Origin of the sequence: Microbacterium mcarthurae, assembly GCF_046064585.1 — a bacterium.
Taxonomy (GTDB): domain Bacteria; phylum Actinomycetota; class Actinomycetes; order Actinomycetales; family Microbacteriaceae; genus Microbacterium; species Microbacterium mcarthurae.
The window spans coordinates 177,822-199,332 of record NZ_JAROCE010000004.1 but is presented as its reverse complement, the minus strand read 5'-3'; the positions used below and the strand labels follow the sequence as shown (position 1 = coordinate 199,332).

At 71.1% G+C, this 21,511-nt stretch carries 19 protein-coding genes; 9 read left to right on the top strand and 10 right to left on the bottom strand.

The window, feature by feature from the left end:
• Nucleotides 1-2: 2 nt before the first annotated feature.
• Nucleotides 3-1,841, bottom strand: a complete 1,839-nt coding sequence (locus tag P5G46_RS13325) for a lipase family protein (protein WP_239278570.1) — start codon at nucleotides 1,839-1,841, stop codon at nucleotides 3-5.
• Nucleotides 1,842-1,940: 99 nt separating this feature from the next.
• Here P5G46_RS13325 and P5G46_RS13320 point away from each other — a divergent pair, with 99 nt between their 5' ends.
• Entirely contained in the window at nucleotides 1,941-2,750 is an 810-nt protein-coding gene (locus P5G46_RS13320) for a DUF1206 domain-containing protein (protein ID WP_408905879.1), read from the top strand.
• Nucleotides 2,751-2,768: 18 nt separating this feature from the next.
• Here P5G46_RS13320 and P5G46_RS13315 read toward each other — a convergent pair whose 3' ends face one another.
• The 3 genes from P5G46_RS13315 to P5G46_RS13305 are packed head-to-tail and all read right to left on the bottom strand — an operon-like array spanning nucleotide 2,769 to nucleotide 6,350.
• Nucleotides 2,769-3,590, bottom strand: a complete 822-nt coding sequence (locus tag P5G46_RS13315) for an aldo/keto reductase (RefSeq protein ID WP_239278593.1) — start codon at nucleotides 3,588-3,590, stop codon at nucleotides 2,769-2,771.
• 48 nt (nucleotides 3,591-3,638) lie between these two features.
• A complete protein-coding gene (locus tag P5G46_RS13310; RefSeq protein WP_239278604.1) occupies nucleotides 3,639-5,435 on the bottom strand; it encodes a proline--tRNA ligase in 1,797 nt (598 codons plus the stop codon).
• 33 nt (nucleotides 5,436-5,468) lie between these two features.
• A complete protein-coding gene (locus P5G46_RS13305; protein ID WP_408905878.1) occupies nucleotides 5,469-6,350 on the bottom strand; it encodes a hypothetical protein in 882 nt (293 codons plus the stop codon).
• 67 nt (nucleotides 6,351-6,417) lie between these two features.
• On the opposite strand from P5G46_RS13305, the gene P5G46_RS13300 reads away from it, so the two are divergent.
• Entirely contained in the window at nucleotides 6,418-6,585 is a 168-nt protein-coding gene (locus P5G46_RS13300) for a hypothetical protein (protein ID WP_408905877.1), read from the top strand.
• 82 nt (nucleotides 6,586-6,667) lie between these two features.
• Here the strand turns inward: P5G46_RS13300 and P5G46_RS13295 are convergent, their stop codons facing one another.
• Complete coding sequence (locus P5G46_RS13295; protein ID WP_239276996.1) at nucleotides 6,668-7,201, bottom strand: RNA polymerase sigma factor; 534 nt, start codon at nucleotides 7,199-7,201, stop codon at nucleotides 6,668-6,670.
• A gap of 106 nt (nucleotides 7,202-7,307) precedes the next feature.
• On the opposite strand from P5G46_RS13295, the gene P5G46_RS13290 reads away from it, so the two are divergent.
• Entirely contained in the window at nucleotides 7,308-8,123 is an 816-nt protein-coding gene (locus P5G46_RS13290; protein WP_408905876.1) for an NADH:ubiquinone oxidoreductase subunit 4 (chain M), read from the top strand.
• Between the two features lie 8 nt (nucleotides 8,124-8,131).
• Here P5G46_RS13290 and P5G46_RS13285 read toward each other — a convergent pair whose 3' ends face one another.
• Complete coding sequence (locus P5G46_RS13285) at nucleotides 8,132-9,325, bottom strand: benzoate/H(+) symporter BenE family transporter (protein ID WP_408905875.1); 1,194 nt, start codon at nucleotides 9,323-9,325, stop codon at nucleotides 8,132-8,134.
• 69 nt (nucleotides 9,326-9,394) lie between these two features.
• A complete protein-coding gene (ispG, locus tag P5G46_RS13280; RefSeq protein WP_239276999.1) occupies nucleotides 9,395-10,546 on the bottom strand; it encodes a flavodoxin-dependent (E)-4-hydroxy-3-methylbut-2-enyl-diphosphate synthase in 1,152 nt (383 codons plus the stop codon).
• A gap of 204 nt (nucleotides 10,547-10,750) precedes the next feature.
• Between ispG and P5G46_RS13275 the strand changes: the two genes are divergently transcribed.
• Nucleotides 10,751-12,736, top strand: a complete 1,986-nt coding sequence (locus P5G46_RS13275; RefSeq protein ID WP_239277000.1) for an anthranilate synthase family protein — start codon at nucleotides 10,751-10,753, stop codon at nucleotides 12,734-12,736.
• A gap of 81 nt (nucleotides 12,737-12,817) precedes the next feature.
• Here P5G46_RS13275 and P5G46_RS13270 read toward each other — a convergent pair whose 3' ends face one another.
• The gene (locus tag P5G46_RS13270) at nucleotides 12,818-14,134 is read right to left on the bottom strand and encodes a M50 family metallopeptidase (RefSeq protein WP_239277001.1); all 1,317 of its coding nucleotides are present in this window, start codon (nucleotides 14,132-14,134) and stop codon (nucleotides 12,818-12,820) included.
• A gap of 87 nt (nucleotides 14,135-14,221) precedes the next feature.
• Between P5G46_RS13270 and P5G46_RS13265 the strand changes: the two genes are divergently transcribed.
• Nucleotides 14,222-15,880, top strand: coding sequence for a Mur ligase family protein (locus P5G46_RS13265; protein ID WP_408905874.1), 1,659 nt, complete (start codon nucleotides 14,222-14,224; stop codon nucleotides 15,878-15,880).
• A gap of 278 nt (nucleotides 15,881-16,158) precedes the next feature.
• Here P5G46_RS13265 and dxr read toward each other — a convergent pair whose 3' ends face one another.
• Nucleotides 16,159-17,241 (bottom strand): 1-deoxy-D-xylulose-5-phosphate reductoisomerase, encoded by a 1,083-nt coding sequence (gene dxr, locus P5G46_RS13260; protein WP_239277003.1) that lies wholly within the window; start codon nucleotides 17,239-17,241, stop codon nucleotides 16,159-16,161.
• A 9-nt stretch (nucleotides 17,242-17,250) separates the two neighbouring features.
• Nucleotides 17,251-18,255 carry an FKBP-type peptidyl-prolyl cis-trans isomerase gene (locus P5G46_RS13255; protein ID WP_239277004.1) on the bottom strand — a complete coding sequence of 335 codons (1,005 nt, stop codon included), beginning with the start codon at nucleotides 18,253-18,255 and terminating at the stop codon, nucleotides 17,251-17,253.
• A 120-nt stretch (nucleotides 18,256-18,375) separates the two neighbouring features.
• Between P5G46_RS13255 and P5G46_RS13250 the strand changes: the two genes are divergently transcribed.
• The 4 genes from P5G46_RS13250 (at nucleotide 18,376) to dhaM (ending at nucleotide 21,511) form a co-directional block, all read left to right on the top strand.
• On the top strand, nucleotides 18,376-19,077 hold the full coding sequence (locus P5G46_RS13250; protein ID WP_239277034.1) for a lysophospholipid acyltransferase family protein: 702 nt from the start codon (nucleotides 18,376-18,378) through the stop codon (nucleotides 19,075-19,077).
• A gap of 87 nt (nucleotides 19,078-19,164) precedes the next feature.
• Complete coding sequence (dhaK, locus tag P5G46_RS13245) at nucleotides 19,165-20,160, top strand: dihydroxyacetone kinase subunit DhaK (protein WP_239277005.1); 996 nt, start codon at nucleotides 19,165-19,167, stop codon at nucleotides 20,158-20,160.
• Entirely contained in the window at nucleotides 20,157-20,792 is a 636-nt protein-coding gene (gene dhaL, locus P5G46_RS13240) for a dihydroxyacetone kinase subunit DhaL (protein ID WP_408905873.1), read from the top strand. The genes dhaK and dhaL overlap by 4 nt, the downstream gene beginning before the upstream one ends.
• The gene (gene dhaM / locus P5G46_RS13235) at nucleotides 20,789-21,511 is read left to right on the top strand and encodes a dihydroxyacetone kinase phosphoryl donor subunit DhaM (RefSeq protein WP_408905872.1); all 723 of its coding nucleotides are present in this window, start codon (nucleotides 20,789-20,791) and stop codon (nucleotides 21,509-21,511) included. The genes dhaL and dhaM overlap by 4 nt, the downstream gene beginning before the upstream one ends.

Sequence of the window (21,511 nt, the reverse complement as noted above, 5' to 3'; positions counted from 1 at the left end):
CGTCAGCGCAGGCCGCACCCGTCGACGACCTGCGTCCGCCGCTCGATGAGGTTCTTCGTCCAGTCGTACAGCACGGGCAGGAAGCGCGACTTCGGCAGGATCGGCCGCAGGTGGTCGTACCCGGCGTAGGTCGCCCACCGCACCGGCTGCCCCTGCGCGCAGAGCCCCTCGACGTAGTCGCGCTGCAGCTTCGGCGGGATGACCTCGTCCTCCGCGCCCCACGCGACCAGCAAGGGGCTCCCGAGCGGTTCGGTCATCGCGTTCTCGGCGAGACGTCGGCCGAGCGCGCCGTCGGTGAGGTCGGCGCTGTACAGCGGCCGATCCTCCGAGACGCCGAGGGCGGTCAGCACCGAGACGACGACGCCCGGCTCGGTCGGGCAGCGCTGCGTCATCTCGAGGACGATCGAGCGCGACCCTTCGGCGATGTAGTCGTCGAGGTGCACGTCGGCGTAGGTGCGCGAGTAGGGAACGAGCACCCACGAGGTGAGGACGGACAGCAGGGCGTTCGGCGGCCCCGAGAGCAGCTCGCGCGCGAGTGCGGGCGGGTCGGCGACGGGGGCGACGACCGCGGTCCCGAGGACGTCGATCCCGGGCGCGTACTCGGAGGCGATGGCGGTGGTCCACAGCGCGGCGTGCCCGCCCTGCGAATGCCCCCAGACGACCGTGTCCGGCGACAGGGTCAGGTCGCTGCGCAGTTCGCTCGTGGCCAGCACGGCATCCAGCGAGGAGCGGGCCTCCCCCTTACCGATGAGGTAGGGGTAATCGCCCGGCGCGCCCTGTCCCGAGAAGTCCGACGCGACGACCACCCACCCGGCCTTGAGCGCCTGCTCGAGCGCGGGGATCGACCACCGCGTCGCCGAGGCGTCGCGGAGGCTGGGGGCGCACCCCTGCGCGACCCCCGTGGTGCCGTGGTTCCACACGATGACGGGCCGGGGCCCGGGCGGCAGATCCTTCGGCACGATGACCAGTGCGCTGGCGACGGCGGGCCGGCTCACGGCATCCCGGGTCGTGTAGAGGATCCGGGTGACGTCGCCGTTCTCGGGCAGGCGCCCCAGATAGGCGTCGGAGCGGATGAGTCGCCCATGCCCGCCCGGCACCTCCGCGGGCGGGTCGTAGAACGCGTCGACCACGGGAGCGCCGTCGTTGAGCCAGTCATTGAGCCACCATCCGCCGGCGGCCGTGGCGACCAGGACGAGCGACAAGGCGTACCGGCCCGCGGCGGCCCACCGGGTACGCGCGCGGCGGCGACGGACCGCGCGTTGCGCGTCGAACGGCGTCGTGCGCGGACGCGGACGCCGGATGCCGACGACCCCCCGCGCGAAGACACCGACACCGAAGACGATGGTGCGGACACCGAACACGACCGAAAGGACGAGCACCGTGACGTCGGGCCACGTGAACGACAGCAGCCCGAGCGCGATCTGTGCGACGCCCCAGGCCAGGGAGAGCACTCGCGAGCTCGCCGTCCCCCTCGTGACGGCGCGTCCGACCGAGGCGAGGCCACCGATCACCAGCAGAACGGCCAGCACCGACGGCAGCAGTTCGAGGCTGCGCCCGAGCCACACCAGGACGGCGACGCCCGCGAGGATCCAGGCCGCCGACACCGCCCGCGCCCACCAGCCGGCCGGTCGACCGACGAGCTCGAGCACGCCCATCACGACGGCGCTCAACCCCACGTACACACCCAGCAGAACGAGAGAAGTCAGGGGTCGCGTGACGATCAGGATGCCGAGGACGACGACGACGGCGCCGACCACGAGCAGCACCCGCGGGGGCGCATTCCGCACAAGCGCGGGAAGCGCGTTCCACCGGCGCGGCAACGGTCGGCGGGGCGCGGGCATCAGGCCACTATAGGCACGGGTGACCGGGTGATCGGGCGAGGGGCGGCCACCCGGCGTCCGCGTTTGTCGCTCGGGCGTGACACAGCGTACGGTTCCGGAATGCCCTCGCACGCCCGCTCCGCCGCCCGCGAGGCCGAGGCGAACCCCGCGTTCCGCGTCGCCGCCCGAGCGGGCTATGCCGCCAACGGCATCCTCCACCTCGTGATCGGAGCGCTGGTCATCGCGGTCGGTCTCGGGGCTGCCGAGGACAGCGATCAGACGGGCGCCTTCCGGGCCGTGGCCGCCGCGCCCCTGGGTGCCGTCGCCCTCTGGGCTCTCGCGGTGGGTCTGGTGGCCCTCGGCGCGTGGCACCTGCTGCAGGCTTTCGTGCCTCGCGGGCTTTCCGTCCCCCGCCGGATCTCGCGAATCGCCACCGAAGCGCCGCAGGGCATCGTCTTCCTCGTCATCGGGGTCGTGTCCGCCTCGGTCGCGCTGGGGGCTCGCCCGCGCGCGGAGCAGGCGGCCGAAGACGTCAGTCAGGGCGTTCTGACCCTGCCCATCGGCGGCTTCGTGCTCGGAACCGTCGGCGTTGCCGTCGCGGCGGTCGGGGTCGGGTTCTGCGGGATGGGCGTGCGCCGCTCGTTCCGCGACAAGGTGCGCCTCCCGGACGGACGCGGCGGGGGTGCGCTGACGGTGCTCGGCGTCTCGGGATTCCTCGCCAAGGGCGTGGCCCTGGCCATCGTGGGCGTGCTCCTGATCATCGCGGCGATCCGTGTCGAACCCGACACCGCGGGCGGACTGGACGGCGCGGTAGCGGCTCTCGTGGCACTCCCCGCCGGGCCCCTGCTCGCGTGCATCGTCGGCGCCGGGTTCCTCGCCTACGGGGTGTTCACGATCTTCCGGGCCAAATACGCCCGGCTGGGAGCGTAGGCGGAAGCGCGGGATCGGTCAGTCGAGGTCGGGGTCACGCCCGGTGCGCTCCCCCGTCTCCAGCGTCGCGATCGCGTCGTGATCGTCGGCATCCAGTACGAAGTCGAAGACGTCGCCGTTCTCGCGCAGACGGTCGAGCGACACCGACTTCGGGAAGACGACGAGCCCCCGATCGAGGTGCCACCGCACGACGACCTGCGCCGGGGTCTTGCCGTAGCGCGCCGCGATGCCGGCCAGCACCGGCTCATCGAGCAGACCGCCGCGCGCCAGCGGCGCCCACGACTCTGTGACGATGCCGTGCGCGGTGTTCCAGTCGACGAGGTCGCGCTGCGGGAAACGCGGGTGCAACTCGACCTGGTCGATGACCGGGAGGACACCGGTCTCGTCGCGCAGACGTTCGATGTGGGTCGGCGAGAAGTTGCTCACGCCGATGGACGTGACCCGCCCCTCCTCCTGCAGCCGCATGAGCGCTCGCCACGTGTCGACGTAGCGGTCGGCACTCGGAATGGGCCAGTGGATCAGGTACAGGTCGACGCGGTCGAGACCGAGCCTCGCCGCGCTCTGATCGAAGGCGCGGAGCGTCTCGTCATAACCCTGGTCGTCGTTCCACACCTTCGTGGTCACGAAGACCTCGTCACGCGCGAGTCCCGAGGCGCGGACACCCTCCCCGACCTCGCGCTCGTTGCCGTACAGCGCCGCCGTGTCGACGTGCCGATACCCCGCGGCGAGCGCACCCGCGACGAGGTCCGCCGTCACCTCGGCGGGCACCTTGTAGGTTCCGACGCCCAGCTGCGGGATCGAGGAACCGTCGGACAGGGGCACACGGGGCGCGGCGATCATGGCATCCACGCTATCGGCGTCCCACCCGGCAGGTTCCCTCGAGACGGCTCAAGCCTGCAGCCGGGCCAGGGCCTCGGCGACCGGCAGGGTCTCGCGCTCCCCGGTGCGGCGGTCCCACAGCTCCACTTCGCCATCGGCGGCACCGCGGCCGACGATGAGGATGCGCGGGATGCCGACGAGTTCGGCGTCGCCGAACTTCACGCCGGGCGAGACCTTGGGGCGGTCGTCGTACAGCACGTCGAGCCCGGCCTCCTCCAGCTGCGCGGACACCGAGGCGGCGAGGTCGAAGGCCACGGCATCCCGTCCCGTCGCCACGACGTGCACGTCGAACGGCGCCACCGACGCGGGCCAGACGAGGCCCTTCTCGTCGTTGTTGAGCTCGGCGATGATCGCGAGGATGCGCGTCACGCCGATGCCGTACGACCCCATCGTGACGGTCGCGAGCTTGCCGTTCTCGTCGAGCACCTTCAAGCCCAGCGCCTCGGCGTACTTGCGGCCGAGCTGGAACACGTGACCGATCTCCATGCCGCGCGCCAGCTCCACGGGGCCCGAGCCGTCGGGCGCGGGGTCACCCGCTCGCACCGTGGCGGCCTCGACGAAGCCGTCGCCCGTGAAGTCGCGGCCCGCGACGAGCGAGTGCACGTGCTTCTGGTCGATGTTGGCGCCGGTGATCCAGGCCGTCCCGTCCACGACGCGCGGGTCGAGCAGGTACCGGATGCCGGTCGCCGACTCCTCGCCGAGCACGGGGCCGGTGGGCGACCACGGACCGATGTATCCCTTCACCAGCAGCGGGTTGTTCTCGAAGTCGGTCTCCGTCGCCGCCTCCACCTCGGCGGGCGCGAAGGCCACCTCGACGCGCTTGTCGTCGATGTCGCGGTCGCCGGGGATGCCGACGACGACGATCTCGCGCGTGCCGTCGAGGTGCGTGAGCGCCAAGACCACGTTCTTGAGCGTGTGCGCCGCCGTCCACTCGGCGGAATCCGCGGTGGCGGGACCCGCGATACCGGGGGCCGGGGCGTCGAGATGCGCGTTGGAGTGGTCGACGAGCGTCGCGATCGTGGGGGTGTTCGGCGAATCGAAGATCACCGGCTCGGGCAGCCCCTCGAGGGGAAGGGCGTCGGGCGCGACGGTCGTGAACGCCTCGACGTTCGCCGCGTACCCGCCGGCCGAACGCACGAAGGTGTCCTCACCGATGGGCGTCGGGTGAAGGAACTCCTCCGACTTCGAGCCGCCCATGGCGCCGGCGTCGGCCGCGACGATGACGTATTCGAGCCCGAGGCGCTGGAAGATGCGCTCGTATGCGTCGCGCTGCGCCTGGTATGAGGCATCCAGTCCCGCATCCGTCGCATCGAAGGAATACGCGTCCTTCATCGTGAACTCGCGGCCCCGCAAGAGGCCGGCGCGGGGGCGGGCCTCGTCGCGGTACTTGTCCTGGATCTGATAGATGGTCAGCGGGAGGTCCTTGTACGACGAGTACAGGTCCTTCACCAGGAGCGTGAACATCTCCTCGTGCGTGGGGGCGAGGAGATAGTCGGCGCCCTTGCGGTCCTGCAGGCGGAACAGCGCGTCGCCGTACTCCTCCCAGCGGCCCGTGACCTCGTACGGCTCGCGGGGCAGCAGCGCCGGGAAATGCACCTCGAACGCCCCGGCGTTCGCCATCTCCTCGCGAACGACGGTCTCGATCTTGGCCTTGACCTTCAAGCCCAGCGGCAACCACGCGAAGATGCCGGGGGCGTTGCGACGGATGTATCCGGCGCGCACGAGCAGACGGTGGCTCGTGACCTCGGCATCCGAGGGGTCTTCGCGAAGCGTGCGGAGGAAGTAGTTCGACAGACGGGTGACCACGGAATCGAGTCTAGAGCGGGGGATGCCGTGGCCTCAGCCGCGGTCACCGGGGGCGGATACCGCATCCGCCAGCCGAGAGACGAGGTCGTTCCATTCCGCCGTGCTCCGCCCACCGCCCGCTACCGTCACTCTCGTCCCTCCCACATCCACGATCATGCGCACGGAACCGGGATTCTCCACGCTCTCTTTCAGCCATGCCGAGGATGTACCGGGTATGTCGCGGTACGCCATGCCGGTGGATTGGAGATCCTCGGCGCGCGGCGCACCCAGCAGGGGCTGAATGTAGAACTCGACCGCAAGCGGCGACTGCGTTGAGTCGGCCGGATTGAGGTGCCACCCGCAGTAGCGATTCGCCCCGGCGGCGACGGTGATGTCCCAGATCGGACCGGATGGAACCCAGTCGGTCGGGTATCCGGCTTCGAGTTCGGCCCCCGCCCATTGCGCAACAACATCGTCGAAGCTCGCGCACTCGGGCAACGGGGACAACGCAAGGTCCGGTTGCGGAGCACCGCTTGCCACCTGTGCACGTGGCAGAACCATCGCGAGCACCGCTTGTGCACTCGCTCGCACACGGTCGATCTCCGACGATTCCGAGAACGTTTGCTCTTGAGGCCACCCCGGCTCGTACCACTGGACGCCGACCCACAAATCTCCCACCGTCTGTTCGGCGAGGCACACGATGCCCAGGTCGCATCTCAGCGTCGACTGCCACGTCTCGATGATCGAGGTGGGAACGACGGAGCGGGGCAACACAGTCACCCCGAAGCTCTCCTGCTCGCCTCCCCACCAGCAGGACAGGCCACCGAGCAAGGCGTGAATGTCGGGAGAGCTCGGAGGAGTGGCTTCGATCCCATCGCCCCATGTCCAGGGCGCCGCGTCGGAGACGAAATTGCGCGCCTCGAAGTCGTCGAGCATTCTCGAGCACTGTCCTCCGAACGCAACGGCGGGCGCTGCCGCGGCCGGAGTGGGGCTCGGGGTGGGCGTGGGCGTTTGGGTCGGCGTGGGGGTCGACTCGGTCGTCGCCGTCGGGCTGGGGGTGGGCGTGGTCGCGATCTGCGGCGCCGAAAGCGTCGACGTCGCCACCACCCCGCCAGCGACCGCCGCAACCAGCGCCACCGCCACCGACCCCGCGATCCACGCATTCCGGTGAGCTCCCACCGGCCGAATGCCACGAGCACCACCCACGATCCGCGCACGCATCGCCGCCCGCTCATCGGGCGTCAGTTCGTCGTTCATGACCGTGCCCCTTCCAGAGTGATGTCGTTGCGCAGCTTCGCTTTGGCTCGCGCCAGACGCGACTTCACGGTGCCCGCAGGGATGCCGAGAACCTGAGCGACCTCGCGCTCGGCATAGCCCTCCAGAACCGCCAGCACCACAACGGCCTGCTCCCGTTCGGGCAGCCGCTTCAGCGCGGCGAGAACGCCGCTGTCATCGTGTCCCGACGGCGTCACCGCCATCTCCGCCACCGGCGCCCGATCCAGCAACGCCCGATACCGCCGCCCCGATCGCTCTAGATTCCGCGCACAATGCGCCACCGTGTTCACCAACCAGGGCAACGGCGACCCCTCCACCAACCGCACCGACGCCCGCTTACGCCACAGCTCGAAGAACGCCACCGTCACGGCATCCTTCGCATCCTCTCGATGCGACAACAACCGCGACGCATGACGGAACAACCGCCCCTCATACCGATCGAACAGCGCGGCGAGCGCGAGCTCATCCCCCTGGCGCACCCGAACCCACAGCTCGGCGTCGTCATCTTCCACACCCAGTAGTGTCCGCGTCCCGCGGATCGGTTCCCGCCGACATGGCCGATTCGGTAACGAAACCGCAACACCAGCACCGCCCCACCTCACCCCCTAGGGTGAGCACGTGCGCAGCCGCTGGATCGCCCTCCTCACCGTTTCCGCCGTCGTCCTGGTGGGCGTTCTCGTCTGGATCGGTATCGGCGCCGTGGCCGGCACCAGCGGGTTGTTCGGAACCGGCACACGGCAGCCCTCGGTGGGGTCCACGGGCGACTTCACCCCGACCGAGACGTACGCGGTGCTGCCCGATGGCACGCTCGACCCCGAGCCCGAGGGGCGCGCACGCGAGGTGTGGGACGAGTTCGTGCGCGTCGCGACCCCGGACTTCGTGGCATCCGACATCACGGGGTACCACACGGGCGACGACCCCGACAGCGACACCCTGGCCTACGTCACGAGCGACGAGAACGACCCGACGAAGTGGGTGTTCGCCGCCAACCTCGCCTACGCCGACGACGCCGACCTCCTCCTGTCGACGCTCGTCCACGAGTACGCACACCTGCTGAGCCTGGGACTCGACGACGTGGACCCCGCGGCCGAGGTGTGCGACACCGAGTGGAGCGGAGCGGGATGCCTGCTCCCCGACTCCGACCTGCAGCGGTTCGCCGAGCGGTTCTGGGCGGCGTACGACGACGCTCCCGCCCGCGACAACGTCGACGCCGACATCGCGTGGGAGTTCTACCAGGCTCACGAGAGCGACTTCGTCAGCGACTACGCCGCGACCAACGCGTCCGAGGACTTCGCCGAGACGTTCGCGACCTACGTGCTCGAGCCCGACGGTTCCCGCGACTCGGTCATCGGCGAGAAGTACGCCTTCTTCGATGCCCTGCCCGAGTACGCCGACGCACGTCAGCGCATCCGCGCCGAGTTCGGTCTGGACTGACCCGGGGCTCAGGCCGCGGGGCGCCGCCCCAGGTGCAGGACGGTGCGCACGACGAGCCCTGCCGCCAGCGCCCAGAACGCCGCACTGACGCCGGCGATGGCGATCCCAGATGCCGCGACGAGGAACGTCACCACAGCGGGGAGGCGCTCACCCGGGTCGTCGATTGCCTGCTGCACCGCCGAACCGAACGCGGCGAACAGCGCCACGCCCGCCACCGCGGGGATGACACCGGGCGGGGCCAGCAGCACGATCGCCGCGAAGGCGGCGGACAGCCCACCCAGCACGAGGTACATGCCGCCGGCCGACACGCCGGCCGCCCAGCGCCGGCGGGGATCGGGGTGCGCGTCCGGGCCCGCGGCGATCGCGGCGCTGATCGCGCCGAGGTTCACCGCGTGCCCGCCGGCGGTCGCGGCCAGTGCCGACCCCAGCCCCGTGACGAGCATCGCCGGACGCCACGGGATTGTGTACCCGAGGCTTCGCATGACCGCGACGCCCGGCACGTTCTGCGAGGCCATCGTCACCACGAACAACGGCAGGGCGATCCCGACGACCGACCCGACGGTGAGCGTCGGGGCCGTGAACTCCAGTCGCGGCAGCAGGGTTGCGGCATCCGCGTCGACCCCGGTGCGGGTGAGCTCGATCGCGACAACGACGATGGCGGCCAGGAACGCGAGCGGCACCGCCCACCGCGGAACGAGCCGGGATGCCACGAGCCACACGATCAGCACGGGCGCCACGCCCCACGGGTCGTCGACGAGCCCGACGAAGGGGGCGACGCACAGGGGCAGCAGGACTCCCGCGAGCATGGCCTGGGCGATCGACGGCGGGATGCGGGCGATGAGCGCCCCCAGCGGAGGGAACAGCGCCGTGCACAGGATGAGGGCCGCCGACACCAGGAACCCGCCCACGACCGCCGGCCACCCTCCCTCGACCGCGCCCGTGGCGGCCAGGAGCGCGACACCGGGGGTGGACCACGCGATCGTGATGGGGATGCGATACCGCCACGCGAGGATGATGCATCCGACCCCCACGACGAGGGAGATCGCCAGCAGTCCGCTCGCAGCCTGCGCGGGGGTGGCCCCCACGGTGCGAAGGCCCGTCAGCACGACGGCGAACGTGCTGGTGAAGCCGACGAGCGCCGTCACCATCCCCGCAACGAGAGGGCGAGCGAGCGACACGGGGGCAACGGCGGTCTCAGGCATGAGACTCCCGACGCTAGCGGATCGGGCTCAGCTCCTCGGGCGGCCACCGCCGCACGCGTGGACTGGTCGTCAGGCCGTGATGACCTGGGCCGTGCCGGGGGCGGCGTCGGGACCCATCTCGTCGGCGATGCGATTGGCCTCTTCGATGAGCGTCTGGACGATCTCCGCCTCGGGAACGGTCTTGATGACCTGGCCCTTGACGAAGATCTGCCCCTTGCCGTTGCCCGATGCGACACCGAGGTCGGCCTCGCGCGCTTCGCCCGGACCGTTCACGACGCACCCCATGACCGCGACGCGCAGCGGCACCGTCATGTCTTTGAGGCCCTCGGTGACGTTGTCGGCGAGCGTGTAGACGTCGACCTGGGCGCGACCGCACGACGGGCACGAGACGATCTCGAGCTTGCGCTCCCGAAGGTTGAGCGACTGCAGGATCTGGTGACCGACCTTCACCTCTTCGGCCGGCGGCGCCGACAGCGAGACGCGGATCGTGTCGCCGATGCCCTCGGACAGCAGGATGCCGAAGGCCGTCGCGCTCTTGATCGTGCCCTGGAACGCGGGGCCGGCCTCGGTGACGCCGAGGTGCAGCGGCCAGTCGCCCCGCTCGGCGAGCAGGCGGTAGGCCTTCACCATGACGATGGGGTCGTTGTGCTTGACCGAGATCTTGAAGTCGTGGAAGTCGTGCTCCTCGAACAGCGACGCCTCCCACACCGCGCTCTCCACGAGAGCTTCGGGCGTGGCCTTGCCGTACTTCTCGAGCAGGCGACGGTCGAGCGACCCGGCGTTGACGCCGATGCGGAGGGAGACGCCCGCGTCCTTGGCGGCCTTGGCGATCGCACCGACCTGATCGTCGAACTTGCGGATGTTGCCCGGGTTCACGCGCACCGCGCCGCACCCGGCGTCGATGGCCTGGAAGACGTACTTGGGCTGGAAGTGGATGTCGGCGATGACCGGGATCTGGCTCTTCTTGGCGATGATGTGCAGCACATCGGCGTCGTCCTGCGACGGCACCGCGACGCGCACGATCTCGCAGCCGGATGCCGTGAGCTCGGCGATCTGCTGGAGGGTGGCGTTGATGTTGGTGGTCGGCGTCGTCGTCATCGACTGCACGCTGACGGGGGCGTCTCCCCCCACGAGGACCTTGCCGACCTTGATCTGGCGGGTCTTGCGACGGGGAGCGAGGACCTCCGGCACGCGGGGCATCCCGATGTTCACTGCAGGCACGCCCACAGCCTACGCCGCCGGACCCGCACGGGGGCTGAAGGGCGCTCTGTGATAGGTTCGGCGCCATGCGCGCGTATTCCAGCTGGTGGCTCACCGTCTAGGCGGTGAGCACGCGTGCGACAGACCGCCCTCCCTCGGGATTCGGGCGGTCTTCGTGTTTCCGGCGGCCGCTTTGGACCCTCGATCACAGACGGAAGTACTTCGATGACCGGGCCCGACCCCTCCTCCTTGATCCACGAGCTGCTGACCGGCGACGCGCCGTTCGCCCTCATCGCGCGCGACGCGTCGAGCGTCGAGGTGCTCACCGGCACCGTCGTCGACGTCGACCTCCTCGCGGACATCCCTCTGATCGACGGTGACGGCCGGCCACGCGAGGTGCTCGCGCTGGTGCCGTTCCGGCAGGTGCGCGAGCGCGGGTTCGTCTGCCACGACGACGGCGCGCCGCTGCGCTGCCTCGTCGTGGAGCAGCGGATACCTCTCCCCCGCGCCGAGGTGGTGGCATCCCTTCCTCCGGCCCCCGTCGCCCTCGCGGACGCCGGGTTCGACATCGACGACGAGGCGTATGCCGACATCGTGCGTCGCGTCATCGCGGACGAGATCGGTCGAGGCGAGGGAGCGAACTTCGTCATCCGCCGCGACTTCGTCGCCGGCGTCGACGCCGAGCCGCGCGTCGCGGCGCTGACGTGGTTCCGCGCACTGCTGGAGCATGAGAAGGGGGCGTACTGGACGTTCGCCGTGGTCACGCCCGGTCACGTCGCGGTGGGCGCGAGCCCCGAGGCGCACGTCAGCGCGCACGACGGCGTCGTCACGATGAACCCCATCTCGGGCACCTTCCGCCACCCGCAGGGGGGCGCCACGGCCGACACCCTCGCGGAGTTCCTGCGCTCGACCAAAGAGACCGAGGAGCTCTTCATGGTCGTCGACGAGGAGCTGAAGATGATGAGCGCCGTCTGCAGCGACGGCGGCCGCATTACCGGCCCCCACCTGAAAGAGATGTCGCGGCTGACGCACACCGAGTACATGCTGCGCGGGCGCAGCACTCTGGACCCGCGCGACATCCTGCGCGAGACGATGTTCGCACCGACGGTCACGGGTTCGCCCATGCAGAACGCGTGCACCGTCATCGCGCGGCACGAGACGACGCCGCGCGGCTACTACTCCGGCGTCGCGGCCCTGTTCACCCCCAACGGCGCCACCGAGGGTCCGACGCACGACCTGGACGCGCCGATCCTCATCCGCACCGCCTACCTCGTGGACGGGCGGCTGCGGGTGCCGGTCGGAGCGACTCTCGTGCGCCACTCCGACCCCTACGGCGAGGTCGGCGAGACGCACGGCAAGGCTGCCGGAGTGCTCGGCGCGATCGGCGCCATCCCCCGCGACTCCGCGCCCGCCGCCGCACCCGAGGCCGACCCCGACGCCCCCGTCGCTCCGCGCCGGCCGCTCGCCGAGGATCCCGCGATCGCCGAGTTGCTGGCATCCCGCAACGAACGCCTCGCGCCGTTCTGGATGAACCCGCAGGATCCCGACGGCTCCGGCCCCTTCGCCGGGCGCACGGCGCTCGTCGTGGATGCCGAGGACCGCTTCACCACGATGCTCGCGCACCAGCTGCGTCACCTGGGTCTGGACACCCGGATCGTGCACTGGTCCGAGGCGACCGACGCCGAGGTGGATGCCGCGGATCTCGTCGTCGCGGGCCCGGGTCCGGGCGACCCGCGCGATGACGCGAGCGAGCGCATCGCCGCGATGCGCCACGTCGTCTCGCGCCGCCTGTTCCGCCGCGCTCCCCTGCTGGCGGTGTGCCTGAGCCATCAGATCCTGGCCGATCAGCTGGGCATCGACCTGGTGCCCCTCGCGCAACCGCACCAGGGTCTGCAGAAGAGCGTGGACGTGTTCGGCGAACCCGCCGCGATCGGGTTCTACAACACGTTCACGGCGTGCGTGGCCCCCGGCACGACGCAGCGCGGGATCACGATCGGGCCCGTCACGGCCCTCTCGGAGCCCGCCGACGCGGTGTCGCCCGTACCGACGGCTGGCCTGGACATCGCGGTGGAGGTCTCGGCGGACGCCGGGACCGGCGACGTGTACGCCCTGCGCGGACCCGCCGTGGCGAGTGTGCAGGGCCACCTCGAGTCCATCCTGTCGCGCGACGGCATGCGCACCCTCGAGCGTCTGATCGCCGCCGCCCTCTGACGCGCGCACATCTCCTGCAGATCCACGTCGGGCAGCGGTTCGCCGTCGCGTACCGTGCACGCCGCAGGAGTTGTGCGGCCTCTAGAGCAGCTGGATCGGGTTGAAGATGTCGGCGAGGAAGAGGATGCCGCCCATGCCGATGAGCAGCACGACGACGACGAAGGTCACCGGCACCAGCTTGGTGGCATCCACCGGGCGGGCGACCTTCCCACGCATGCGGGCGAACCAGCGCTTCAGCCCGTCCCACAGCGCAACCACCACGTGCCCGCCGTCGAGCGGGAGGAGGGGGATGAGGTTGAAGACGAACAGGGCGATGTTCAGGGCCGCGAGCAGCCCGATGATCGCCTGCACGCGGGAGAGAATCGGCGCATCCACCGCCGCGAACTCGCCCGCGAGACGCCCGGCTCCGACGACGCTCAGGGGGCCGTTGGGGTCGCGCGGCTGACCGGTGAACAGATCGACCGCGGTGTCGTAGATGCGCACGGGCAGCTGAACCATGATCTGCGCGACCTGACCGACTTGCTGCACGGTGGCCTCGGGCCCTGCCCAGATCGGCTGGGGCACCAACGCCGATTGCGGGCTCAGGCCGGCGAATCCGACCGTCCGATACAGCGGTGCGCCCGCGGCATCCACCTCGGGCTGGCCATCCGCCCCCACCACGGGCCGCTCCGTGGAGACGGGGGTGATCGTGAGCGTCTGCTCGACGCCATCGCGTTCGACGACGACCGGGAGCGCCTGCCCCGGCGAGCGCTGGATGATCGCCGCCGCCTCGTCGAAGGTCGACACGGCGGTCCCGCCGATGGACAGGATCACATCGCCGGGACGGATGCCGGCTGCCGCCGCCGGTGCGACGGGGTCGCTCGCCTGGCAGTCGGCGCGTTCCGCGTCGGCGGGGATCACGCACTGCGAGACGGAGGACACCGTGGTGGTCCCCTGCGCGACACCGATGGCGCTCACCGCGACCGCCGACAGCACGAACGCCAGGATCAGGTTCATCACGGGGCCGCCGAGCATGATGACGATGCGCTTCCACACCGGCAGCCGGTAGAACACGCGCTCGTCGCCGGCGATCATCGTCTCGGCGTTGGCGTCGCGCGCGTCCTGGATCATCGTGGCGAACAGGCGCGACCGGCGGGTCGGCGGGGCGTCGGTCTCGGGCGCCGGCGGATACATGCCGGACATCGAGATGAACCCGCCCAGGGGCAGAGCCTTGACGCCGTACTCGGTCTCGCCGATACGGCGCGACCACAGCGTCGGTCCGAAGCCGATCATGTACTGCCCGACGCGCACGCCGAACAGCTTCGCGGGCAGCAGATGCCCGATCTCGTGCAGGGCGATCGAGACGGCCAAGCCGATCACGAGCACGAGCACGCCGATGAGGAAGGCGATCGCGGTCACCCGCCGACGATACCGCCGCTGCCCTTGGAACCTCCCGTGCGGTGCCGATGCGAGGGCTGAGCGGGGTCGGATGAGACAATGGGAGGGATGCCGATCGACACGCCTTCCCACCTCCCGCCCGTCCTCCGGCCGGAGCACCCGCCCCGCCGCGACCTGTCGGAGCTGGCCCGCCGTTTCGGCGAGCGCACCGTCGGCGATGTCGAGGGCACCGTGCTCACCGGCATCACCCTCGCGACCGCCGACCTGCGCGCCGGCGAGGCGTTCGTCGCCATCCGCGGCGTCCACCGGCACGGTGCGGAGTTCGCCGTGACGGCCGCCGAACGCGGTGCCGTCGCCGTGGTGACCGATGAGGACGGCGCCGCGATCGCCGCGTCGGCCGGTCTCCCCATCGTCGTCGTCGCCGACCCCCGGGCGCTCCTGGGGGATCTGTCCGCGTGGGTCTACGGCACGGGCCCGGGGGACGACCTCCCCCAGTTGCTCGCCACCACCGGAACCAATGGCAAGACGAGTGTGTCGCACCTGCTCGAGGGCATCCTGGAGCAGCTGGGCGTCGTCACGGGGCTCTCCTCGACCGCCGAACGCCACATCGCGGGCGAGGTCATTGTGTCGCGGCTCACCACCCCCGAGGCATCCGAGTTCCACGCCCTTCTCGCCCTCATGCGCGAGCGCGGCGTCGAGGCCGTGGCCGTGGAGGTGAGCGCCCAGGCACTCACACGTCACCGGGTCGACGGCCTGCTGTTCGACGTGGCGGGGTTCACCAATCTCACGCACGACCATCTCGACGACTACGCGGACATGCGCGAGTACTTCGAGGCCAAGCTGCCCCTGTTCCGTTCGGATCGCTCTCGCCGTGGCGTGGTGTGCCTGGACTCCCCCGCGGGTGCCGAGATCGCCGCGCGGGCCGACATCCCCGTCGTCACCATCGTGACCCCGGCGATCGCCGACGACCCCACGGCGGAGGCCGACTGGATGGTCGACATCGTCGACGAGCGTCAGGAGGGCACGGAGTTCACGCTCCGCGACCGCGGCGGCCGGTCCCTCACCACGGTGGTCCCCGTGATCGGGCGCCACATGGCCGCGAACGCGGGTCTCGCGATCGTCATGCTGCTCGAGGCGGGGCACGCGTGGGAGACGCTCGTCGCCGCGCTCGACGGCGGGCGCATCACGGCATCCCTGCCCGGTCGCACCCAGCTCGTCTCCGGCCCCGAGGGTCCCGCGGTGTACGTGGACTTCGGGCACTCCCCCGACGCGTTCGAGAAGACACTCGCGGCGGTGCGTCGCGTGACGCCGGGCAAGGTCGTCATGCTCTTCGGCGCCGACGGCGACCGCGACGCGACCAAGCGCCACGACATGGGGCGCACGGCGGTCGAGGGCAGCGATGTGCTCATCGTCACCGACCATCACCCCCGCAACGAAGACCCGGATGCCATCCGCGCGGTGCTCGTCGAGGGCGCCCGCCGCGCCCGGCCCGACGCCGAGATCCTCGAGTTCACCCCGCCGGAGCGCGCGATCCTCGAGGCCGTGAAGCTGGTCGGCGAGGGCGATGCGATCCTGTGGGCGGGGCCCGGTCACCAGGACTACCGCGACATCCGCGGCATCCGCACGCCGTACTCCGCGCGTGAGTTGTCGCGTCGTGCGCTTCGGGCCGCTGGCTGGTCCGTCCCCGACGCGCAGTGGCCCGTGCCCTACCCCGACGACCGCACTCCGTCGTCCGATCCCGAGCGACCGGTCGACTTCCCGGCCTGACACGGCGGTGCGACGTCGCGACGGCGGTCGCGCATAACTCCTGCGCCGCCGACCGAATGCACGCGCGCTGGGCCGTGGCATCCCCCTCTGCCGGAGTCGTGCACAGCCCGTTGCGCGCGCAGCCCGGAGACGCGCGCACAAGTCCTGCAGGAGAGGCGCTGCGCGCGTTCGGGGGCCCCGGTCCGCGGGGTGCGCAGGACTTGTGCGCGCGGCCGGTGCAGCGGCGCGGACGAACGGACCCTCCGGACGTGCGCGCGCCGCCGGTGCGGCGGCTCCCGTCAGAGCGCGGCGATCACGTCGTCGGCGGTGCGGCGCGCCCAGGCCTCGGCTTCCGCGAGCGACTCGCGCGTGAGCGCCGCGGGCGCGTCATGGCGTTCCACGACACGCTCGATGACATCCAGGATGCCGAGGAAGCTCAGGCGTCCCTCGTGGAACGCGTCGACGGCCTGCTCGTTCGCGGCGTTGAACACCGCGGGATACGTCCCGCCGGCGCGGCCGACGCGCTTGGCCAGAGCGACGGATCCGAACGCCTCCTCGTCGAGCGGCTCGAACGTCCACTGGGTCGCTGTCGTCCAGTCCAGCGGCACGCCCACACCCGCGACGCGGTGCGGCCAGTCGAGCCCGAGCGAGATCGGCAACCGCATGTCGGGAGGCGACGCCTGCGCGATCGTCGAGCCGTCGACGAACTCGACCATCGAGTGCACGATCGACTGCGGGTGCACGACGACATCGATGCGCTCATAGGGCACGTCGAACAGCAGGTGCGCCTCGATGACCTCGAGCCCCTTGTTCACCAGGGTGGCGGAGTTCGTGGTGACCACGCGTCCCATGTCCCACGTCGGGTGGGCGAGGGCCTGCGCGGGGGTCACGTTCAGAAGCTGCGCGCGCGAACGTCCGCGGAAAGGACCCCCGGATGCCGTGAGGACGAGCCGCTGCACCTCGTCGGGCTCGCCCGACCGCAACGCTTGAGCGATGGCCGAGTGCTCGGAATCGACCGGGACGATCTGCCCGGGGGCCGCCAGACGAGTGACGAGGTCGCCCCCGACGATGAGCGACTCCTTGTTGGCGAGGGCCAACGTTCGCCCTTCTTCGAGCGCCGCGAGCGTGGGCCCGAGACCCACCGATCCGGTGATGCCGTTGAGCACGACGTCGGCGGGCACGTCCCGGACGAGCTGCTCCGCTTCGACCGCGCCCAGCGCGACCGCGTCGACGCCGAACTCCTCCGCCTGCGCCGCGACGCCCGCGCGATCGCTTCCGGCAGCCAGGCCCACGACCTCGAACCGGTCAGGGTTGGCCCGGATGACGTCGAGGGCCTGGGTGCCGATCGAACCGGTGGAGCCGAGGATGACGACGCGACGCATCCGCTCAGCCTACTGAGCGGGCGCCGCCGCGTGCTGAACGCCGAGGATGTCGACGACGAAGACGAGCGGGGCATTTGCCGGGATGTCGCCCTGACCCGCCTCGCCGTATCCGTCGGAGGCCGGCATCACGACGACGACCTGCGAGCCGACGGTCTGACCCTCGAGGGCCTTGCGGAATCCGGGAACCACACCGGTGGTGGCGAACTCTGCCGGAGTGCCGCGTTCCCAGCTCGAGTCGAAGACCGTTCCGTCGTCGTAGAGCGCGCCGGTGTACTGCACGATCACCTGGTCGCCCGGGTTGACGACGTCGCCGTCGCCCTTGCGCAGGTTCTCGACCCGCGTCTCAGAGGGAGCGGGGGCGTCGGGCATGGTGATGGTGGGCGCGCCGTCGTCGCCGAAGGTGACGGTCGGCATCCCCTCCGCGGGCTCGACCTCGGCGCCGTCGGCACGGGTGGGGAGCTCCTCGAGCGCGTCCGCGACGAGGATGAACGCCGGCGACCCCTCGCCGAGCGCTCCGGCGGGGAAGGCCGACACGGTGCGCGACCCGATGGTGGCGCACTCGAGCGCGGCGCCGAAGATCTGCTGCGACGAGATCAGGGTGTCCATGCCGTCGGGGGCAGTGGTCTGCGTCTCGAGCTGCACCTCGCCCGTGGCGGCGTCGACGAGCGTGAAGTTGGCCCGCAGGACGTCACCTGAGCGGACCTGCTCGCCCGACCCCTCGACGAGAGTGGTGCGCTCGAGGCCGGCGGGTGCATACCCGTCGGGCAGGGTCACCTCGACCTTTCCGCGGAAGTCGCCCGACACCTGCACGTCGTCCGAGACCGCCCCCTGCGACAACGCACTCTGACACTGACCGGCGTCCGCCGAGCCACTGGCGTCCGGGGTCGGGCTCTCGTCCGACGAGCCGCTGCACCCGGCCAGGAGCAGGACCGCGGCGGCGGCGACGGACAGGGAAGCGATCGGGCGGATGCGCACGGCAGACCTCTCGAAGACGACGGGGAACCGGTCCATCATCCCCCATCGGCCTTTGCCGCCGCTGAGAGCCCCATGCGCGGCGGCGCATGCGGTGCACAGTAGCCTCGACGGGTGAGTTCCGACGATCCGGGCGGCACCCCCGCCGTCCCCCCGAAGCAGATGGGCGCGGCCTACGGCCTCGGGCGCTTCTTCATCGCCCCGCTCGCGCGCGCCGTGTACCGCCCCCGTGTCGAGGGACGCGACAACGTCCCGCGCACGGGGCCGGTCATCTTCGCCAGCAACCACCTCTCCTTCATCGACTCCGTCGCCATCCCGGTCGCCTCCCCCCGCCCGGTGCACTTCCTGGCCAAGTCGGCCTACTTCGAGAAGTGGGCGTCGCGGCAGTTCTTCACCGCGATCGGAGCCATTCCCGTCGAGCGCGGCGCCGGTCAGGCCGCCCTCGACGCACTCGACCAGCAGCGCGCGCTGCTCGAGGACGGGCGGGCCGTGGCGCTGTACCCGGAGGGGACGCGTTCGCTCGACGGGCGTCTCTACAAGGGCCGCACGGGTGTCGCCTTCCTCGCCCTCCAGACCGGAGCGCCCGTCGTTCCGGTGGGGCTGATCGGTACCGACAAGGTAATGCCGGTGGGCGCGAAGATCCCCACGACGAAGGAGCGCATCACGGTGCGTTTCGGGGCCCCGCTCGACCTGTCCCCGCACGGCGCCGCCACCTCGGGACGCGCTCGGCGCGGAGCCACGGACGAGATCATGGCCGCCATTCACGCGCTCAGTGAGCAGGAGCTCGCTCACGCCTACAACGAGGTCCCCGCGCAGAATCCCCTCGAACGCATCAAGCAGGTCCTTCCGCACGAACGCATGTGACCAAGTGCCCTTGACGTGGAGCCTCGCGGCGAGCAGGGTCTGAAGAAGCGGGCCCGAACCCGCCGCAGCCACGACGAGGAGGCACCCGTGAAGAAATTCGTGAACGACCCGGCTGACGTGCTGGCAGAGGCTCTGCGCGGCATCCACGCGGCTCATCCCGATCTGCGCGTCGACATGGACAATCGCGTCATCGCGCGCGCCGAGCCGACGCCGGCGGGCAAGGTCGCGCTCGTCTCCGGCGGCGGCTCCGGCCACGAGCCGATGCACGGCGGATTCGTCGGGCGCGGAATGCTCGACGCGGCAGCTGCCGGCGAGGTGTTCACCTCCCCCACCCCCGACCAGGTGCTCGCGGCGACCCAGGCCGTGGACTCCGGCGCCGGCGTCCTGCACATCGTGAAGAACTACACCGGCGACGTGCTCAACTTCGAGATGGCCGCCGAGCTGGCCGCAGCCGAGGGCGTCCGGGTGGAGTCGGTGGTCGTCGCCGACGATGTCGCGGTGCAGGACTCCACCTGGACGGCCGGCCGCCGAGGCACGGGCACGACCGTGATCCTCGAGAAGATCGTCGGCGCCCTGGCCGAAGAAGGTGCCGACCTGGATGCCGTCGCGGCACTGGCCCGACGAGTGTCCGCCGCAGGGCGGTCGATGGGCGTCGCCCTGACCAGCTGCACGGTTCCCGCCGTCGGCCACCCCACGTTCGAGCTTCCGGAAGACGAGATGGAGGTCGGGGTCGGCATCCACGGTGAGCCCGGCCGCACGCGCGTGAAGCTCGCCACCGCGCACGAGGTGGCCGGGCTCCTGGTCGACCCGATCGTGCACGATTTCGGCGAGCCGGTCGGCGACGCAATCGTGCTGCTCTCGGGCCTCGGCGGGACGCCTCTCATCGAGCAATACCTCTTGTACGGCGAGATCGCCCCTCGACTGGCAGAGGCGGGCGTCGACGTGAAGAGGGTTCTGATCGGCGACTACATCACGAGCCTCGACATGGCGGGGGCGTCGCTGACCGTCGTGAAGGCGGACGACGAGATGCTGCGTCTGTGGGACGCGCCCGTGGTCACGCCCGGCCTGCGGTGGGGCGCATGATCGACACGGTCTCGACCGCCGACCTCATTGCCTGGATCCGGAAGTTCCGGGATGCCGTGCAGGAACACCGTGACGAGCTGACCGCGCTCGACTCCGCGATCGGCGACGCCGACCACGGCTCGAACATGGCGCGGGGCCTCGACGCGGTCGTCGCCAAGCTCGACCCGCCGCCCTCGTCCGCCCCCGATCTGTTCAAGGTCGTGGGGATGACCCTGGTCTCGTCGGTGGGAGGTGCCAGCGGCCCGCTCTACGGGACGTTCTTCCTCCGCATGGGGCCGGTCCTCACCGGTGAGATGGATGCCGCCGCCCTCGGCGCGGCGCTGCGGGCCGGCGCCGAGGGGGTCGTCGCCCGCGGGCGCGCGGAACCCGGCGACAAGACGATGATCGACGCGCAGATGCCTGCCCTGAGCGCGTGGGACGACGCGGTGACCGCGGGGAAGGGCGTCGCTGAGGCGGCGGCAGCGGCCGCCACAGCCGCCGCCGCAGGGCGCGACGACACCGAGCCGCTCGTCGCGCGGAAAGGTCGGGCGAGCTACCTCGGCGAGCGGAGTGCGGGCCACATCGATCCGGGGGCGGCCTCCTCGGCGTTGCTCTTCCGTGCCCTCAGCGACGCTCTGGCGGCGCGCGGGTGATCGGCATCGTCGCGGTCTCGCACAGCCGTCCGCTCGCCGAGGCCGCAGCCGATCTGGCGCTGCGGATGGGTGGTGACGCTCCCCCGACCGTGCGCATCGCCGCGGGCGGCCCCGACGGCGACCTGGGGACGGATGCCACGGCCATCGCCGAGGCCCTCGCCGAGGCGGACTCGGGTGACGGCGTCCTCGTGCTGATGGACCTGGGGTCGGCGCTGCTCAGCGCCGAGATGGCGCGGGAGTTCACCGCCGATCCCGATCGAATCGTCCTGAGCCCCGCACCGTTCGTGGAGGGTCTGGTGAGCGCGGTCGTGACCGCCGCGGGCGGCGCGACGCTGGCCGACACCGCCGCCGAGGTCGCTCGCGCCGCGGATGCCAAGCGGGCTCAGCTCGGGGCGACGGAACCGGATGCGCCCACGGCGGTGCCCGCAGAACCCGCGAGCGGGCAACTGTCGTTCGAGACCACCGTCATCAATCCGTCGGGCCTCCACGCGCGCCCGGCGGCGACGTTCGTCAAGGCCGCGTCGCGCTACGACGCCGACGTGCAGATCACGGATCTGGACGGTGGAGCGCAACCGGTCTCGGCCCGGAGCCTTCTCGCCCTGATGTCCCTCGGCGTCCGCCAGGGTGCCCGCGTGCGCGTGACAGCCACCGGGCCGCAGGCGCGGGACGCTCTCGCCGAACTTCGGAGCCTGATCGACGACGGCTTCGGCGAGGTCTGA

What these genes read in the sequence shown, in the direction of transcription:
- P5G46_RS13325 (WP_239278570.1), bottom strand. Translation starts at nt 1,841, where the DNA reads ATGCCCGCGCCCCGCCGACCGTTGCCGCGCCGGTGGAACGCGCTTCCC.
- P5G46_RS13320 (WP_408905879.1), top strand. Translation starts at nt 1,941, where the DNA reads ATGCCCTCGCACGCCCGCTCCGCCGCCCGCGAGGCCGAGGCGAACCCC.
- P5G46_RS13315 (WP_239278593.1), bottom strand. Translation starts at nt 3,590, where the DNA reads ATGATCGCCGCGCCCCGTGTGCCCCTGTCCGACGGTTCCTCGATCCCG.
- P5G46_RS13305 (WP_408905878.1), bottom strand. Translation starts at nt 6,350, where the DNA reads ATGCTCGACGACTTCGAGGCGCGCAATTTCGTCTCCGACGCGGCGCCC.
- P5G46_RS13285 (WP_408905875.1), bottom strand. Translation starts at nt 9,325, where the DNA reads ATGCCTGAGACCGCCGTTGCCCCCGTGTCGCTCGCTCGCCCTCTCGTT.
- P5G46_RS13275 (WP_239277000.1), top strand. Translation starts at nt 10,751, where the DNA reads ATGACCGGGCCCGACCCCTCCTCCTTGATCCACGAGCTGCTGACCGGC.
- P5G46_RS13265 (WP_408905874.1), top strand. Translation starts at nt 14,222, where the DNA reads ATGCCGATCGACACGCCTTCCCACCTCCCGCCCGTCCTCCGGCCGGAG.
- dxr (WP_239277003.1), bottom strand. Translation starts at nt 17,241, where the DNA reads ATGCGTCGCGTCGTCATCCTCGGCTCCACCGGTTCGATCGGCACCCAG.
- P5G46_RS13255 (WP_239277004.1), bottom strand. Translation starts at nt 18,255, where the DNA reads ATGATGGACCGGTTCCCCGTCGTCTTCGAGAGGTCTGCCGTGCGCATC.
- P5G46_RS13250 (WP_239277034.1), top strand. Translation starts at nt 18,376, where the DNA reads ATGGGCGCGGCCTACGGCCTCGGGCGCTTCTTCATCGCCCCGCTCGCG.
- dhaL (WP_408905873.1), top strand. Translation starts at nt 20,157, where the DNA reads ATGATCGACACGGTCTCGACCGCCGACCTCATTGCCTGGATCCGGAAG.